The sequence below is a fragment of the Xanthomonas rydalmerensis genome, assembly GCF_033170385.1.
Lineage (GTDB): Bacteria > Pseudomonadota > Gammaproteobacteria > Xanthomonadales > Xanthomonadaceae > Xanthomonas_A > Xanthomonas_A rydalmerensis.
The window spans coordinates 1,044,097-1,058,632 of the sequence record NZ_CP126170.1 but is presented as its reverse complement, the minus strand read 5'-3'; the positions used below and the strand labels follow the sequence as shown (position 1 = coordinate 1,058,632).

13 protein-coding genes are annotated in these 14,536 nt (G+C 70.7%); 8 read left to right on the top strand and 5 right to left on the bottom strand.

Features of this window, described 5'->3' with window-relative positions; genetic code table 11:
* Positions 1 to 32: 32 nt before the first annotated feature.
* Positions 33 to 1,709: a ShlB/FhaC/HecB family hemolysin secretion/activation protein gene (locus QN245_RS04485; RefSeq protein WP_317844669.1), complete on the top strand. Its 1,677-nt coding sequence runs from the start codon at positions 33 to 35 to the stop codon at positions 1,707 to 1,709.
* A gap of 496 nt (positions 1,710 to 2,205) precedes the next feature.
* On the opposite strand, the gene QN245_RS04480 is transcribed toward QN245_RS04485, so the two are convergent.
* The 3 genes from QN245_RS04480 to rsgA form a co-directional block, all read right to left on the bottom strand.
* Positions 2,206 to 2,889 carry a type 1 glutamine amidotransferase domain-containing protein gene (locus tag QN245_RS04480; protein WP_317844668.1) on the bottom strand — a complete coding sequence of 228 codons (684 nt, stop codon included), beginning with the start codon at positions 2,887 to 2,889 and terminating at the stop codon, positions 2,206 to 2,208.
* Positions 2,890 to 2,990: 101 nt separating this feature from the next.
* The gene (locus QN245_RS04475) at positions 2,991 to 4,235 is read right to left on the bottom strand and encodes a flavohemoglobin expression-modulating QEGLA motif protein (protein ID WP_317844667.1); all 1,245 of its coding nucleotides are present in this window, start codon (positions 4,233 to 4,235) and stop codon (positions 2,991 to 2,993) included.
* Positions 4,236 to 4,243: 8 nt separating this feature from the next.
* Complete coding sequence (gene rsgA, locus QN245_RS04470; protein ID WP_317844666.1) at positions 4,244 to 5,371, bottom strand: ribosome small subunit-dependent GTPase A; 1,128 nt, start codon at positions 5,369 to 5,371, stop codon at positions 4,244 to 4,246.
* 327 nt (positions 5,372 to 5,698) lie between these two features.
* Between rsgA and QN245_RS04465 the strand changes: the two genes are divergently transcribed.
* The 4 genes from QN245_RS04465 to QN245_RS04450 all read left to right on the top strand — a co-directional run bounded on the left by QN245_RS04465 (position 5,699) and on the right by QN245_RS04450 (position 8,865).
* Positions 5,699 to 6,976, top strand: coding sequence for a pyridoxal phosphate-dependent aminotransferase (locus tag QN245_RS04465; RefSeq protein WP_317844665.1), 1,278 nt, complete (start codon positions 5,699 to 5,701; stop codon positions 6,974 to 6,976).
* Between the two features lie 88 nt (positions 6,977 to 7,064).
* Positions 7,065 to 7,706, top strand: coding sequence for an SGNH/GDSL hydrolase family protein (locus tag QN245_RS04460; RefSeq protein WP_184647799.1), 642 nt, complete (start codon positions 7,065 to 7,067; stop codon positions 7,704 to 7,706).
* A gap of 60 nt (positions 7,707 to 7,766) precedes the next feature.
* Positions 7,767 to 8,438 (top strand): methyltransferase domain-containing protein, encoded by a 672-nt coding sequence (locus QN245_RS04455; protein WP_160966912.1) that lies wholly within the window; start codon positions 7,767 to 7,769, stop codon positions 8,436 to 8,438.
* Positions 8,439 to 8,523: 85 nt separating this feature from the next.
* On the top strand, positions 8,524 to 8,865 hold the full coding sequence (locus tag QN245_RS04450) for a hypothetical protein (protein ID WP_184447132.1): 342 nt from the start codon (positions 8,524 to 8,526) through the stop codon (positions 8,863 to 8,865).
* A gap of 92 nt (positions 8,866 to 8,957) precedes the next feature.
* Here the strand turns inward: QN245_RS04450 and QN245_RS04445 are convergent, their stop codons facing one another.
* Positions 8,958 to 9,749: a polysaccharide deacetylase family protein gene (locus tag QN245_RS04445; RefSeq protein ID WP_184447133.1), complete on the bottom strand. Its 792-nt coding sequence runs from the start codon at positions 9,747 to 9,749 to the stop codon at positions 8,958 to 8,960.
* 43 nt (positions 9,750 to 9,792) lie between these two features.
* Between QN245_RS04445 and grxD the strand changes: the two genes are divergently transcribed.
* Positions 9,793 to 10,719, top strand: a complete 927-nt coding sequence (gene grxD / locus QN245_RS04440; protein ID WP_317844664.1) for a Grx4 family monothiol glutaredoxin — start codon at positions 9,793 to 9,795, stop codon at positions 10,717 to 10,719.
* A 330-nt stretch (positions 10,720 to 11,049) separates the two neighbouring features.
* Here grxD and QN245_RS04435 read toward each other — a convergent pair whose 3' ends face one another.
* Positions 11,050 to 11,595, bottom strand: a complete 546-nt coding sequence (locus QN245_RS04435; protein WP_317844663.1) for a DUF924 family protein — start codon at positions 11,593 to 11,595, stop codon at positions 11,050 to 11,052.
* A gap of 163 nt (positions 11,596 to 11,758) precedes the next feature.
* On the opposite strand from QN245_RS04435, the gene QN245_RS04430 reads away from it, so the two are divergent.
* Together QN245_RS04430 and QN245_RS04425 are read left to right on the top strand one after the other, a co-directional pair.
* Positions 11,759 to 13,159 (top strand): amidohydrolase, encoded by a 1,401-nt coding sequence (locus tag QN245_RS04430; RefSeq protein WP_317844662.1) that lies wholly within the window; start codon positions 11,759 to 11,761, stop codon positions 13,157 to 13,159.
* Positions 13,156 to 14,445: an amidohydrolase family protein gene (locus QN245_RS04425; protein ID WP_267101864.1), complete on the top strand. Its 1,290-nt coding sequence runs from the start codon at positions 13,156 to 13,158 to the stop codon at positions 14,443 to 14,445. The genes QN245_RS04430 and QN245_RS04425 overlap by 4 nt, the downstream gene beginning before the upstream one ends.
* The last annotated feature ends 91 nt before the right edge of the window (positions 14,446 to 14,536 follow it).

Sequence of the window (14,536 nt, the reverse complement as noted above, 5' to 3'; positions counted from 1 at the left end):
GCACATTCCGCCCCCCGCGCAAGGATCGCCCTATGCCGTCACCGTTCGGCTTGCGCTTCGCCCCGCTCGCACTGGCCTGCTTCGCCCTGCCGCTGGCCACGTCAGCGCAGACGATCCCCAACAGCGGCCAGATCCTGCAGCAAGTGCCGCCGACGCCGCCGGACAAACCCGTCGCCGCACCCGGCGTAGCGATCGAATCGCCGCCCAGCGCCACGACTGAAGACGCCACCCCGTTCGCGGTGACGCACCTGCAGGTGGAAGGCAACACCATCTTCGACAACGCAACCCTGCATGCGCTGGTCGCCGACGGCGAAGGGAACACGCTGACCCTGACCCAGCTCAACGCGCTGGCGCAGCGGATCACCGACTACTACCGCGCGCACGGCTACCCACTGGCCCGCGCGCTGGTGCCGGCGCAAACCTTGAGCGGCGGCACGGTGCGCCTGCAAGTGGTCGAGGCACGCTACGACCAGATCGCACTGGCCAACCAAAGCCGCATCGGCGATGACCTGCTGCGCGCCACGCTCGCGCCGCTGCACTCCGGCGAGGTCGTCACCCAGTCCACGCTATTTACCCGCTTGCTGCTGCTAGGCGACCTGCCCGGCGTGGAACCCCACGCCACCCTGCGTCCCGGTACAGGACCGGGCACCTCGACCCTTGACGTGCGGGCCGGTGCCGAACCAACGCTGCAAGGCCAGTTGGTCGCCGACACCGCGGGCAGCCGCTACACCGGCCGCCTGCGCGTGGGAGCCTATCTCGACATCAACAATCCGATGCGCCACGGCGACCAGCTTAGCCTTGGCACGCTCACCTCAGGCCACGGCCTGCGCTACGGCCGCCTGGGTTACCAGTTCACCCTGAACGGGCATGGCACCCGGCTCGGCGCGGCGTATTCGATGCTGGCCTATGCGCTGGGTGGTCCGCTCGATAGGCTGGAGGCACACGGTACGGCCGGGGTTTCCAGTGCCTGGCTGACGCAGCCGCTGGTGCGCACGCACGACAGCCGAGTGGACGTCCGTTTGCAGTTCGACCGCAAGCAGCTACGCGACCGCATCGACAGCACCGCCCTGCGCAACGACCGCGACAGCAACCACTGGACAGCCAGCGTCGTCGGCCAGCACGGCGACGATTGGGGCGGCGGCGGGCTGACCAGCGCCAGCCTCAGCCTCGGCCACGGTCGGCTCGACTTCGCCAACGCCGCGGCAGCGGCCGCCGACGCTGCCACCGCACGCACGCAAGGCAGCTACACCCATTGGAACGCCAGCCTGGCCCGCCTGCAGCACCTCAGTGCCACTACCCGCGTGTCTGTGAGCCTCAGCGGCCAGTACAGCACCCGCAACCTCGACTCCTCCGAGCAGTTCCTGCTGGGCGGATCGAACAGCGTGCGCGGATACGACGTCTCCAGCATCGCCGGCGCCAGCGGCTGGCTGGGCACAGTAGAGCTACGCCACGACCTGCCGTTCGACTGCGGCGGCCGCTGCGAGGGCAGCCTGTTTGTCGACCATGGCAGCCTGCGCGTCAACGCCGCCCCGTGGATCGCCGGCCGCAATCAATTCGACCTCGATGGCGTCGGCATCGGCTTCAGCTGGGTCGGCACGCGCCATTGGCAGGCGCAGGTGCAACTGGCCATGCCTGTGGGCGCCACACCCACATCGCTCGGCAAGCGCAGCTCCGCACGGGCATGGTTACAGTTGGTTAGGGGGTTCTGAGCAGTGCGTAGTGGACGGAGGCAATTGAATGCCGTCTTTTGCCCTGCTGATTCCCACATCACGCATCCACGATTGAGAGGCGATCGCTCAGTGGACGGGGCCACGCGGCAGCGATGATGAGGCGGGAGATCAGCGCGGCCAAATCAAAGCAGCGATCAAACCGGCAGCAAATTTCGGACGGGTTCTCCCCCCCGAAATCACGAGCGCGTGGTTGGAGGTGCCCTGAAGCCCTTCCCACAACCACGCACCTCCATCCTCGCGTACACCAGTGATATTGCATTGCAGGAGCGGCTTCAGCCGCGACGCGCCTTACCGAGAACGCCCGTCGCGGCAAAGGTGCGTCCTGCGTGGTCGCGGCAGAAACCGACGCCATCGGTGTCCTTCAACCACGACGCCGAACGACGTTCGTCCACCGCACCATCGCCGCTTCGGGGACGGACGCTCCTTCCACATCGAGATCGCAGATCGGAGCGCCGTCAACGCAGGCGGGCACCCCTCACTTGCCGCGCAGCATTCCCAGCAAGGCCTCGGCCGCCGCTTCGGACGAGGCCGGATTCTGCCCGGTGACCAGGCGGCCGTCCTCGACCACATGCACGCCCCAGTCGGCGACCTTGCTGTACTGCCCGCCCAGGCGCTGCAGTTCGTCCTCGACCAGGAACGGCACCACATCGGTCAGGCCCACCGCGGCTTCCTCGCCGTTGGTGAAGCCGGTGACGCGGCGGCCCTTCACCAGCGGCGTGCCATCGGCCGCGGTCACCCGGCGCAGCACGCCCGGCGCATGGCAGACGAAGCCGATGGGTTTGTCGGCGCGCGCGAACGCTTCGATCAAAGCGATGGAGTCGCGGTCTTCGGCTAGGTCCCACAACGGGCCGTGGCCGCCCGGATAGAACAGCGCGTCGTAATCGTCCATGCGCACCGACGCTAGCGGCTGGGTGCTGGCCAATTGCTGCTGCGCCGCCGGGTCGTCCTTGAAGCGGCGGGTGGCTTCGGTCTGCGCGTCCGGCGCATCACTCTTCGGGTCCAGCGGCGGCTGCCCGCCCTTGGGCGAGGCCAGCGTGATCTCGGCGCCGGCATCCTTGAACGTGTAGTACGGCGCGGCGAATTCTTCCAGCCAGAAGCCGGTCTTTTTGCCGGTATCGCCCAGCCGGTCGTGCGACGTCAGCACCATCAGGATCTTCATGCGGGTCTCCTCGTGAGGGGAAGCGGCCATGCGGGGGCAGGCCAGGCGCCGCAGTATCGGCAGCCACACATTCGCGGCGGGTGAGCGCGGCGTGGCGCCGTTCAGTCCACCTGGTCCATGCGGATGCGGTTGGCGAACAGCGAGAACGCCAGCATCCCGGCCAAGCCGCTCGCCCGTGCCACCCACGTCGGCAACCACCGCGGCGGCGACAGCACCCCGGACTCGAACAGCGGCGCGAACGCGGCTACATCCTCCAGCGCCATCTTGCCGGCGAACAGCCAGCGGCACAGCGGCAGCCGATCGCGCTGCAGCGCCTGGCGGAAGAAGGTATGCACCGACACCAGCCCGCGCAGGTACACGGTGTCCTTGGTGAAGGCAGCGCCGCCGGTGGTCGGCACGCCGCGGAACACCCGCTGCGCCGAGGAGAAACTCTCCGCCGGCGACTGGCCGGCCGCATCGAAATAGCGGAACACCTCGATGAAGTCGGCACCGTCGCGTGCCAGCGCGATCGCCTCGATGCGCAGGCTGATCCGCTTCATCCGCGCGATGTCGATGCTGCCGGTGATCTGCTCGGCGAAGGTCGCCAGGCCTTCCTGCGTGGCGGTCGTGCGCGGCGAGGATAGCGCCAGGCTCGGCAACTGCGCCTGTTGCCGGCCGTTGAGCGCGGTCAGCGAATGCACCAGCGCCTCGTGGTGGAACAGTTGCGCGCGGTCGTAGTCGCTGAAGTGCGCGCCGGAGCGCAGGCGGATGCGCTGCGCGCCGGCGGCGGCCTTGGCCAGCAGGTCCGGATCCAGTTCCACCGTGATCACCCGCGCGCCGAAGAATTCATCGAGGTCGCGCTGCAGCAGCAGGCGCAAGGCGGTGGCCGAGACCGGCACCTGTTCCTCGGCCGAGAACAGCTCGCGGTCCAGCTCCTGGGCGATGCGGATGAAGTGGCCGGCGGCCTCGCGGGTGGTGGGACCGTGGCCAGGCATCGGGTCGTCCGGCACCCCGAACAACTGCGCCGAGTACGTGCCCACCGCCGGCGTGCCGAGCGCTTCCAGCAGGGCCGCGGCCAGATCCCAGCTGTGCACCGAGGCCTGCAGATAGGCGCCGAGCGGATGCGCCGGATCGGCGGCCTGGGCGATCGCCGCCAACTCGCGGCGGGTGTCGGTGAAATCCAGCCTGTGGTAGTCCACTTGCGGCAGCTGCGGCTGCCCGCGCGCCACGCTCTCCAGGAACGGCGCCTGCAGCGCCACCGGCCAACTGGCCAGGGCCAGCAGGCGGATGCCGCGCACCGCCTTGACCAGCCGCGCATCGAGCGCGGCGTGATGGCGGATCTCGGTGGGCAGTGCGCGCTTGGCCACGACTGGCGTCAGCGGCGCAGGGTGCGCGGTGGCGGCCGCTTGCCACCTGGTTTGCCGCCGCCCGGTTTGCCGCCGCTGGGCTTGCCGCTGCGGCCGGCGGCCGCGTTCTGCGCCTGGCGCTGCGCCAGCTTGCCGGCGGCGCCAGCGACCTCGTCGCGCAGCTTCAGGTAATTGGCCAACCGCGCCTCCTCGATCTCGCCGCGCTCGATCGCCGCCTGCACCGCGCAGCCCGGCTCGGCCAGGTGCGCGCAATCGTTGAAGCGGCATTGCGCGGCCAACGCCTCGATGTCGGCGAAGCCGCCTTCGGCCAGGTCCTCCTCGCCGGTGGGCTTGAGTTCGCGCATCCCGGGGGTGTCGATCAGGCAGGCGCCGGACGGCAGCGGCAGCAGCGCGCGATGGGTGGTGGTGTGGCGGCCGCGCGAGTCGGTGGCGCGCACCGCCGCAGTGCGCATCTTCTGCACGCCGAGCAAGGTGTTGGTGAGGGTGGACTTGCCGGCACCGGACGAGCCCACCAGCACCGCGGTCTGCCCCGGCCCGAGCCACGGCCGCAGCGCGTCGACGCTGTCGGCCTGGCGGGCATTGACCGTGAGCAGCGGAATCGACTGCGCCGCCAGTTCCTCCAGCACCGCCAGCGCGTCGTCGGCGTATTCGGTGAGATCGGCCTTGGTCAGCACCACCACCGGCGCCGCACCGCCGCCGCCGACCAGCAGCAGATAGCGCTCGATCCGGCGCGGGTTGAAGTCCGCATCCAGGCCGCAGACGATGAACACCGTGTCGATGTTGGCCGCGATCACCTGCTGGTGGTAGTGCTCGCCGGCGGCGCCGCGCTTGATCGCGGTGCGCCGCGGCAGCAACGCGACGATGCGCGTGTCCTCCAGCAACACCCAGTCGCCGACCGCGGCGCGTTCGTGGCTGGGGAAGCGCGGCCGCTGCCAGTCCGGCAGCGATTCGACCTTGAAGCCGGTGTCCACCGCGTCGGCGACCACGTAGCCGGTGCGGTGCTGCTCCACCACCCGCGCCGGCCGCGCCCGCGGATGCGCGTCGAACAACGCGCGCCAGGCCGGCTCCTCGGGCAGTCCGGGCCAGGGCCAGCCGATGGGGCGCAACGCGTCGAAGTCGATCGGGGAGGAGGTCATGCGCGAATTCTAGAGGGTGCGCCACGCTTGAGGTGAGCGCAGTGCGTCCGCCGGCAAACGCGCAGGGTGGCGCCTGGCGTGGCTGACCGCCTCGCCGCGACGATACGGCGCGCGACAGGGTGACTTCCCGGGATTGGCCAGCAACAGCGCAGGACCCGCGCGACGCATGTATTGGCGCCACAGGGACCAGCCACGCGCCGCGCCCGTTGCAGCGCCGAGCGTGGAGGCCAGCCGCCGTAGACGGCCCGCCACCACGGCGCCCCTCCGCCCCGCCGCGGTGTCACATTTCCGCTACCATGCAGGTCCCACGCCCCACCGGCCAATGCGATGCCCACCCTGCCGATCAAGCCGCTCGCGATCCGCGAACGCCTGTCCGAAGTCCGCTACGAAATCCGCGGCGAACTGGCACGGCGAGCCCGCGAGCTGGAGGCCCAGGGGCGCAAGCTGATCAAGCTCAACATCGGCAATCCCGGCGCGTTCGGCTTCCGTGCCCCGGAACATCTGCAGCGCGCCATCGCCGACGACATGGGCCGCACCGATCCCTACACCCACCAGCAGGGCCTGCCGGAGGCGCGCGAGGCGATCGCCGCGGCCTACGCCCGGCGCCAGCACCCGGACGCGCACCCGGACCGCATCTTCGTCGGCAACGGCGTCAGCGAGCTGATCGACCTGTCGCTGCGTGCGCTGCTCAACCCGGGCGACGAAGTGCTGGTGCCCTCGCCGGACTACCCGCTGTGGTCGGCCGCCACCATCCTCAACGACGGCCGCCCGGTGTACTACCGCTGCGCGCCGGAGAACGGCTTCCAGCCCGACCCGGTGGAGATCGAGACGCTGGTGTCCTCGCGCACCCGCGCCATCGTGCTGATCAACCCGAACAACCCCAGCGGCGCCAGCTACTCGCGTGCGTTGCTGGAGAAGATCGTCGCCATCGCGGTCAAGCACAACCTGCTGCTGATGGTCGACGAGATCTACGACCAAGTGCTGTACGACGCTGCGGAATTCGTGTCGGTGGCGCCGCTGGCCGGCGCGCATCCGTGCATCAGCTTCGGCGGCCTGAGCAAGGTGCACCGCGCCTGCGGCTGGCGCGTGGGCTGGGCGCTGCTGTCCGGCGACGCCGAGCGCGTCGGCGATTTCCGCAACGCCATGGACCTGCTGGGCGCGCTGCGCCTGTGCGCCAACGTCCCCGGCCAGTTCGCGATCGATGCCGCGGTCAACGGCCCGGACACGATCTCGCCGCTGTGCGCGCCGGGCGGGCGCCTGTACGAAACCCGCCGCGCGGTGATCGAGGCCTGCGCGGCCAGCGAGCACCTGTCGCTGGTGCAGCCGGCCGGCGCGCTGTACGCGTTCCCGGCCGTGGTCGGCCCCGCCGCGCGTGGGTTCGACGATCACGCCTTCGCCCTGGAACTGATGGAACAGGAAGGCGTGCTGGTGGTGCCAGGCTCCAGCTTCAACGTGCCCTACCGGCACCATTTCCGCGTCACCCTGCTGCCGGAGGCGGCCACGATGCGCGAGGTGTTCGCGCGCATCGACCGGGTGCTGGCGCGGCGTGCCGAGGACGCCACCAAGGTGGTGCCGCTGAAGCCGCGGGCGGCTGTGGGGCGGTGAATCGGGAATGGGGAATTGGGAATGGGCAAAGCGCGCTGGTCGGCGCAGCTGAGCGCATGCGCGGCCACGTTTCGACGGTCGCTGCGCGATGAACGCATCCATTTCGGCGCCCCAGCACCACGCGCACTTGCGTTACCTGGCGCTCGGCGATTCCTACACGATCGGCGAAGGCGTTGACGCCGACGGACGCTGGCCGATGCAACTGGCCGCGGCGCTGCGCCGCGACGGCATTGCCCTGGCCGATCCGCAGATCATCGCCACCACCGGCTGGACCACCGACGAACTGGACGCCGGCATCGATGCAGCCGCGCCGCAGGGACCGTTCGACCTGGTGACGCTGCTGATCGGCGTCAACAACCAGTACCGGGGCTATCCGCTCGACGACTACCGCGCGCAGTTCGACGCGCTGCTGCAGCGCGCGATTGCCTTCGCCGACGCGCGGCCGCAGCGGGTGCTGGCGGTGTCGATCCCGGACTGGGGCGTGACCGCCTTCGCACAGCCGCCCGCGCACGATCCGGCGCGCATCGCCGTGCAGATCGATGCCTTCAACGCTGCCGCGCAGGCCTGCTGCGCCGCACGCGCGGTGCGCTTCGTCGACATCACCGGTTGCAGCCGCGATGGCGGTGGCGCTCCGGCGATGCTGGCGGCCGACGGGCTGCATCCCTCGACGGCAATGTATGCGCGCTGGACCGCGCTGCTGTTGCCGGCGGCCCGCGATGCGTTAGCCTAACTAGCACACGACGCCCGCTGCCAAGGACCGACATTGCGCGACGCCAGCACCACCCAGCCCATGACCCGCCCGCAGGCCCTGGCCATCGCCCGTGCCTTCCTGCCCACGCATCCGCTGGGCAACCGCTACGACTACTACTACACGCGCACCAAGCTGCGCACCGATCCGCTGTACCCCGGTGTGCTCGCCGCGCTGCGCGGCACCGACGCGCCGGTGCTGGACCTGGGCTGCGGGTTGGGTCTGCTCGCGCACGCGCTGCGCGCCGACGGCCAGCGCCAGCGCTACCACGGCGTGGACATCGATGCGGCCAAGATCCGCCGCGCCGCGGCCATCGCCGCGCGCAACGGACTGCAGGACACGCAGTTCGCGGTCGTCGACCTGGGCCAGTCCTGGCCCGAGCACCACGGCAGCGTCGCGATCCTGGACGTGCTGCAGTACCTTGACCGCGACATGCAGTCCAACCTGATCCGCAGCGTGGCGCGAATGCTCACGCCCGGCGCCAAGCTGGTGATCCGCAGTGGCCTGGGCGATGCCAGCGGCCGCGGCCGCACCAGCCGCATCACCGACGTGCTCGCGCACCTGGCCGGCTGGATGCAGGAGCTGCCCAAGGCCTACCCCACCCGCGACAGCCTGCAGGCCCAGCTCGACGACGCCGGCCTGCGCGCCAGCTTCGCGCCGCTGTACGGCAATACGCCGTTCAACAACTGGTTGATCGTGGCGGAACCGCGCTGAGGCGGCCCCCGCCGCGCGCGCAAGCCGCCTCCCCACGCCTGCGCGCCTCGGCGGCGCGACGCTCCTCTCCCCCCACGGAATCCCCATGACATCCCCCACGCTTCCGCCCTATTCCGGGCTCGGCATCGCCGCGTTTGCGGTCAGCCTGATCGCTGCCGTCCTGACCCTGGCCTTGGTCGGCGTCTCCGCCGCGCTGGTGTATTACCAGCCCGCCAGCCTGGACGAAGACGCGCCGCTGGCGATGCTGGTCGGCATGGCGATGATGGTCGGCGTGATCGCCGAACTGGCCGCCGCAGCGCTCGGCATCGGCTGCCTGTTCCAACGCGACCGCAGGAAACTGTACGGTGTGCTCGGCCTGGTCTTCGCGGTCACGACCCTGGTCGGCATCACCGCGCTGATCGTTTTTGGGCTCGTCCAGGGCGGCTGAGTCCCGCGAACCGCACGCCGCGGGCGACGCGACGCGGGCCTACCGGGATGGTCGGTCGGCGCTCGGCATGGCCATCGCGCCGACTGGCGGCGCTAGCCCGGCAATGCGCTGCCGAGGCCGCGCTCGCGCATCGCCTGCAACACGCCTTCCACGATCGCCGGGTTGTGCCCGTGCGCCGCGCCTTCGTGCAGCAGCACGATGGCGCCGGGCCGCAGGTCGCGGGCGATGCGCGCGACGGTGACCGCGGGGTCGCAGCGCACGCCATCGAATCCGCGCGCGCTCCAGGCCACCCGGGTCAGGCCATGCCGGCGCAGCGGTGCGGCGACGAAGGGATTGGTCATGCCCACCACCGAGCGGTACCAGCGCGGCGCGGTGCCGGCGATCGCCGCCAGCGTCTGCTGCGCCTGGCCGATTTCCTGCGCCATGCGCCGCGGCCCCAGGGCCCAGAACCAGGCTTGCGGATGGTGCTGGCTGTGGTTGCCGATGCCGTGGCCGCGGCGCAGGATCTCGCGCACCAGCTGCGGGCGCGCGGCGGCGCGGGCGCCGACCAGGAAAAAGGTGGCCTTGGCCTGATAGCGATCGAGCAGGTCCAGGATCGCCGCGGTGTCGTCGGAGGGGCCGTCGTCGATGGTCAGCCACACCTGCGGCGCGCTGCCGGGCAGGCGGTCCAGCACCGGCGCGTACAGCCGCGCCCGCGGCAGGAACACCGGCAGCACCAGCGCTGCGTGCGACAGCAGCAGCGCCGGCAGCCCGACCCGCCAACCGTAGGCCCACCACAGCGCCGCCACCAGCACCTGCGAGGCCAGCGCCCAGGGCAGCCAGCGATACGGGTGGCGCGGGATGCGATGCAGCGTTTCCGGAACTGTCATGCCCCATGATGCCATGCGGCGTAGAATGACCGGTCCGACTCTGCGACGACTGCCTGCCATGTCCCTCGACCCCGCCCTGCGCTCCCGTATCGAAACGCTGCTCAGCTCCAACCGCGTCGTGCTGTTCATGAAAGGCCAGCCGAGCATGCCGCAGTGCGGGTTCTCCGCCAAGGCGGTGGGCGCGCTGAACGAGCTCGGCGTCGACTTCGCCCACGTCAACGTGCTGGCCGACCAGGACATCCGCGAGGGCATCAAGGTCTACGGCGACTGGCCGACCATTCCGCAGCTGTATGTGGACGGCGAGCTGGTCGGCGGCAGCGACATCATCCTGCAGATGGCCGGCAGCGGCGAACTGAGCGAACTGTTGGGCGTGGCCGCGCCGGACCGCACGCCGCCCTCGATCACCATCACCGACGCCGCCGCCGAGATGCTGCGCGGCGCGCTGGCCGACGCTCCGGGCGCGAGCCTGGCGCTGGCGATCGACGCGCAGTTCCAGCCGAACTTCCAGCTGGCGCCGACCGATCCCAACGCCATCGCCGCCGAGTCCAACGGTCTGCGCGTGCAGTTCGACCTGGGCAGTGCGCGTCGCGCCGACGGCATCACCATCGACTGGGTGGACGACCTGCGCGGTCGCGGCCTGGCGATCGACAATCCCAACGCGCCCAAGCCGGTGCAGGACCTCAGCCCGCGCGACGCCGACGACCGCGTGCGCGCCGGTGGCCTAATCCTGGTGGATGTGCGCCCGCCGGAAGAGCGCGCGGCGGCGGCGGTCAACGTGCCGTTCCGCACCCTCGACGGCGAGCAGCGTGCGCAACTGGAAGCGCTGCCGAAGGACACCGCCCTGGCCTTCCTGTGCCACCACGGTGGCCGCAGCGCACAGGCGGCCGAGCATTTCCGTTCGCTCGGCTTCACGAAGGTGCACAACGTGGTCGGCGGCATCGACGCCTGGACCGACCAGGTCGACGGCAGCGTGCCAAAGTACTGAGTCACGCACCTCGTGCTGGTTTGCGTCCAGTATGGACGCGTCGAAAGGGCGATCGAACGATCGCCCTTTTTTGTGCCCGGCCGCCACAACGCGCAAACGCGTAGGAGCGGCTTCAGCCGCGACCGGGCGTTCCCGGTAAGGCCCGGTCGCGGCTGAAGCCGCTCCTACGAAGGTATGACGTCGGTTGCATGAGTGCACATCAAGGCGCCAGACGGACATCACGCGCGCCGCGACACATCGATCAACGGCGTGCGATAAAGCGACGCCACATGAGGGGTAAAGATGTAGGCACCGCCGCCCTCACCCAGGCCTCTCTCAACCACTCTTCCCTCAACCAGCGAACCCACCCGCATCCAGGAACGCCTGCTCCTCCGGCGTCGTCGTGCGCCCCAGCGCCGCATTGCGGTGCGGGAAGCGGCCGAAGCGCTGGATCACGTCCTCGTGCACCACCGCCCACTGCAGCGACTCCGCGTCGCCGAGCGCGCTGAACAGTTCCACCGCCTGGCGTTGCCGCGCGGCGTCCTCGGCATGTGTGTAGGGAAGATAGAAGAACATCCGCAGTTCCGCTTCGGTCTCCTGGTCGAACCCGGCCGCCAGCGCCCGGTCGGCGTAGCGGCAGGCCAGGCCGTCGGTGGCGAAGGCATGCGCGCTGCCGCGGAACACGTTGCGTGGCACCTGGTCGAGCAACAGCAGCAGCGCCAGCGCGCCCTCGGCGTCGGCCAGCCAGTCGCCGCGTTCGCCGCGCGCGGCGGCGTGGTGCACCTCCAGCAGGTGTTGGCGGACGTTGGCGTCGAAGGAGTCGTTGGCGGCGAACCAGCGTTCGCGGCCGGCGCTGCGCCAGAAGTCCACGACGGTACGCGCAGGGGTGTCGGTCATCGCAATTTCCATGGGCGGCAATCGGCCTGCATAGCAGGTCCGGCGTCGCGGTCCGGTGCAGCCGGCCACGTCGATGCCGCAGCCGCACTTGGCAAGCGCGCCGGCTCGGGCTAGCGTGCGGGCACGGCCGCAACGGCCGCGTCCATCTTCCGGGGAAAATTCGATGCGTCATCTGTTGCTCGCCTGCCTGGGCGTGGCGTTGTGCGGCCCGGCCGCTGCCGCCTCGCGTTTCGTCGACGATCCCTATCCCAGCACCTACCGTGCGCTGCCCTCGGTGCCGGTGCTGATCGAACACGCCACCGTGCTCACCGGCACCGGCGAGCGCCTGGACGATACCGACGTGCTGCTGCAGGACGGGCGCGTGCAGGCGGTCGGCCGCGCACTGACCGCGCCGGCCAACGCCACCCGCATCGACGGCCACGGAAAGTGGGTCACGCCCGGCATCATCGACGTGCACTCGCACCTGGGCGTGTATCCCAGCCCGGGCGTCAGCGCGCACAGCGACGGCAACGAGGCGACTGCGCCGGTGACCCCGAACGTATGGGCCGAGCATTCGATCTGGCCGCAGGATCCCGGCTTCGGCACCGCGCTGGCCGGCGGCGTCACCGCGCTGCAGGTGCTGCCCGGCTCGGCCAACCTGGTCGGTGGCCGCGGCGTCACCCTCAAGAACGTGCCGGCCACCACCTACCAGGCGATGAAGTTCCCCGGCGCGCCGTGGGGCCTGAAGATGGCCTGCGGCGAGAACCCCAAGCGGGTGTACGGCGAGAAAGGCGGCCCGTCCACGCGCATGGGCAACGTCGCCGGCTACCGCGCGGCCTTCATCGACGCCAGCGAATACCTGCGCAAGAACGCGCCGAAGCAGAAGAGCCCGCCCAAGCGCCACTGGTGGAGCCGCGGCGCCGGCGACGACGACAGCAGCGGCGACAGCGGCGGCAAGCGCGACCTGAAGCTGGACACGCTGGCCGGCGCCATCAACGGCGACATCCGCGTGCACATCCACTGCTACCGCGCCGACGAGATGACCACCATGCTCGACCTGGCCAAGGAGTTCGGCTTCAAGATCGCCGCGTTCCACCACGGCGTGGAGGCCTACAAGATCGCCGACCGCCTGGCCCAGGAGAACGTCTGCGGCGCGCTGTGGGCGGACTGGTGGGGCTTCAAGATGGAGGCGTTCGACGGCATCCAGGAGAACATCGCCCTGGTCGACCGCCCCGCCAACGGCTGCGCGATCGTGCACTCGGACTCGGAGGAAGGCATCCAGCGGCTCAACCAGGAAGCGGCCAAGGCGGTGGCCGCCGGCCGCCGCGCCGGCATGGACATCCCGCCCGAACGCGCGATCCGCTGGCTGACCAGCAACCCGGCCAAGGCGCTGGGCATCGACAAGCAGACCGGTTCGCTGGAGCCGGGCAAGATGGCCGACGTGGTGGTGTGGAACGGCAACCCCTTCAGCTCCTACGCCCTGGCCGACAAGGTCTACATCGACGGCGCGCAGGTCTATGACCGCGCCGACCGCCGCCTGCAACCCACCTCCGATTTCATGCTCGGCCAGGAGGCTGCCCGATGAGCCGCGCCCTACCCTCGCCCCACCGCCTGGCGCAGCGCCTGGCCCTGGCCGCCTGCCTGCTGCTCGGCAGCGCGCCCGGCTTCGCCCAGGACGTGCTGATCCGCGGCGCCACCGTGCACACCGCCAGCGCCCGCGGCACCCTCGCCAATGCCGACGTGCTGGTCCAGGGCGGGGTGATCCGCGCGGTCGGCCCCGGCCTGAGCGCGCCGGCCGGCGTGGCCGTGGTCGAGGCCAAGGGCCGCCCGCTGACCCCGGCGCTGTTCGGCGGCATCACCGAGATCGGCATCGAGGAGGTCTCCGGCGAGGCCTCCACCGTCGACAGCACGCTGACCCTGCCGCACGACCAGCCGATGCGTCCGGAGTTCGACGTGACCCTGGCCTACAACCCCGAGTCGGTGCTGATTCCGGTCGCGCGGGTGGAAGGCATCGGCTTCACCGCGCTCGGCGCCAATACCGGCGGCGCCTTCGTCGCGGGCCAGGGCGCGGTGATGCGCCTGGACGGCGGCGCCGACCCGATCGGCCCGCGTGCGCTGTACCTGCACCTGGGCAGCGATGCGCTGGAACTGAGCGGCAAATCGCGCGCGGCGCAGTGGATGCTGCTCGACCAACTAGTGGCCGAAGCGCGTGGGCGCATGCCTGCCGATTCGCCGCATGCGCTGTTGACCCCGGCCGGACGCGCGGTGCTGGCGCGCTATCTCGCCGGCCAGGGCCGCATCGTGGTGACGGTGAACCGGGCAGCCGACATCCGCCAACTGCTGCGCTGGGCCCAGCGCGAGAAGGTGCGCATCGCCATCGCCGGCGGCGACGAGGCCTGGAAGCTGGCGCCGGAACTGGCAAAGGCGCAGGTCCCGGTGTTCGTCAACGCACTGGACGACCTGCCGGCCAGCTTCGACCAGATCGGTGCCACCCTGGAGAACGCCGCACGCCTCAATGCCGCCGGCGTGGCGGTGAGCTTCACCCAGGGCGGCGACGGTGCGCACAACGCGCGCAAGCAGCGGCAACTGGCCGGCAACGCGGTCGCCCACGGGCTGCCGTGGGACGCCGCCCTGGCCGGCCTGACCCGGGTCCCGGCCGAGGCCTTCGGCGTGGGCGATCGCCTGGGCAGCATCGCCCCCGGCAAGCTCGCCGACCTGGTGCTGTGGGAAGGCGATCCGCTGGACGTGGCGCATTACGCCGAGCAGGTCTGGCTGGGTGGCCGCGCCATCCCGATGCGCTCCCGGCAGACCGAACTGCGCGACCGCTACATGCAGCAGAGCGGCGCGCTGCCGAAGGCCTACACCCACTAGCGTCGCCGGCGGCGCAGGTGCGGCATTGCCCAGGCGTGCCGCACGTCGCTGGCGACGACGTGCGCGAGCGGCGATGCGCCGTACCATGCCG

What these genes read in the sequence shown, in the direction of transcription:
- QN245_RS04485 (WP_317844669.1), top strand. Translation starts at nt 33, where the DNA reads ATGCCGTCACCGTTCGGCTTGCGCTTCGCCCCGCTCGCACTGGCCTGC.
- QN245_RS04480 (WP_317844668.1), bottom strand. Translation starts at nt 2,889, where the DNA reads ATGAAGATCCTGATGGTGCTGACGTCGCACGACCGGCTGGGCGATACC.
- rsgA (WP_317844666.1), bottom strand. Translation starts at nt 5,371, where the DNA reads ATGACCTCCTCCCCGATCGACTTCGACGCGTTGCGCCCCATCGGCTGG.
- QN245_RS04465 (WP_317844665.1), top strand. Translation starts at nt 5,699, where the DNA reads ATGCCCACCCTGCCGATCAAGCCGCTCGCGATCCGCGAACGCCTGTCC.
- QN245_RS04460 (WP_184647799.1), top strand. Translation starts at nt 7,065, where the DNA reads ATGAACGCATCCATTTCGGCGCCCCAGCACCACGCGCACTTGCGTTAC.
- QN245_RS04455 (WP_160966912.1), top strand. Translation starts at nt 7,767, where the DNA reads ATGACCCGCCCGCAGGCCCTGGCCATCGCCCGTGCCTTCCTGCCCACG.
- QN245_RS04450 (WP_184447132.1), top strand. Translation starts at nt 8,524, where the DNA reads ATGACATCCCCCACGCTTCCGCCCTATTCCGGGCTCGGCATCGCCGCG.
- QN245_RS04445 (WP_184447133.1), bottom strand. Translation starts at nt 9,749, where the DNA reads ATGGCATCATGGGGCATGACAGTTCCGGAAACGCTGCATCGCATCCCG.
- grxD (WP_317844664.1), top strand. Translation starts at nt 9,793, where the DNA reads ATGTCCCTCGACCCCGCCCTGCGCTCCCGTATCGAAACGCTGCTCAGC.
- QN245_RS04435 (WP_317844663.1), bottom strand. Translation starts at nt 11,595, where the DNA reads ATGACCGACACCCCTGCGCGTACCGTCGTGGACTTCTGGCGCAGCGCC.
- QN245_RS04430 (WP_317844662.1), top strand. Translation starts at nt 11,759, where the DNA reads ATGCGTCATCTGTTGCTCGCCTGCCTGGGCGTGGCGTTGTGCGGCCCG.
- QN245_RS04425 (WP_267101864.1), top strand. Translation starts at nt 13,156, where the DNA reads ATGAGCCGCGCCCTACCCTCGCCCCACCGCCTGGCGCAGCGCCTGGCC.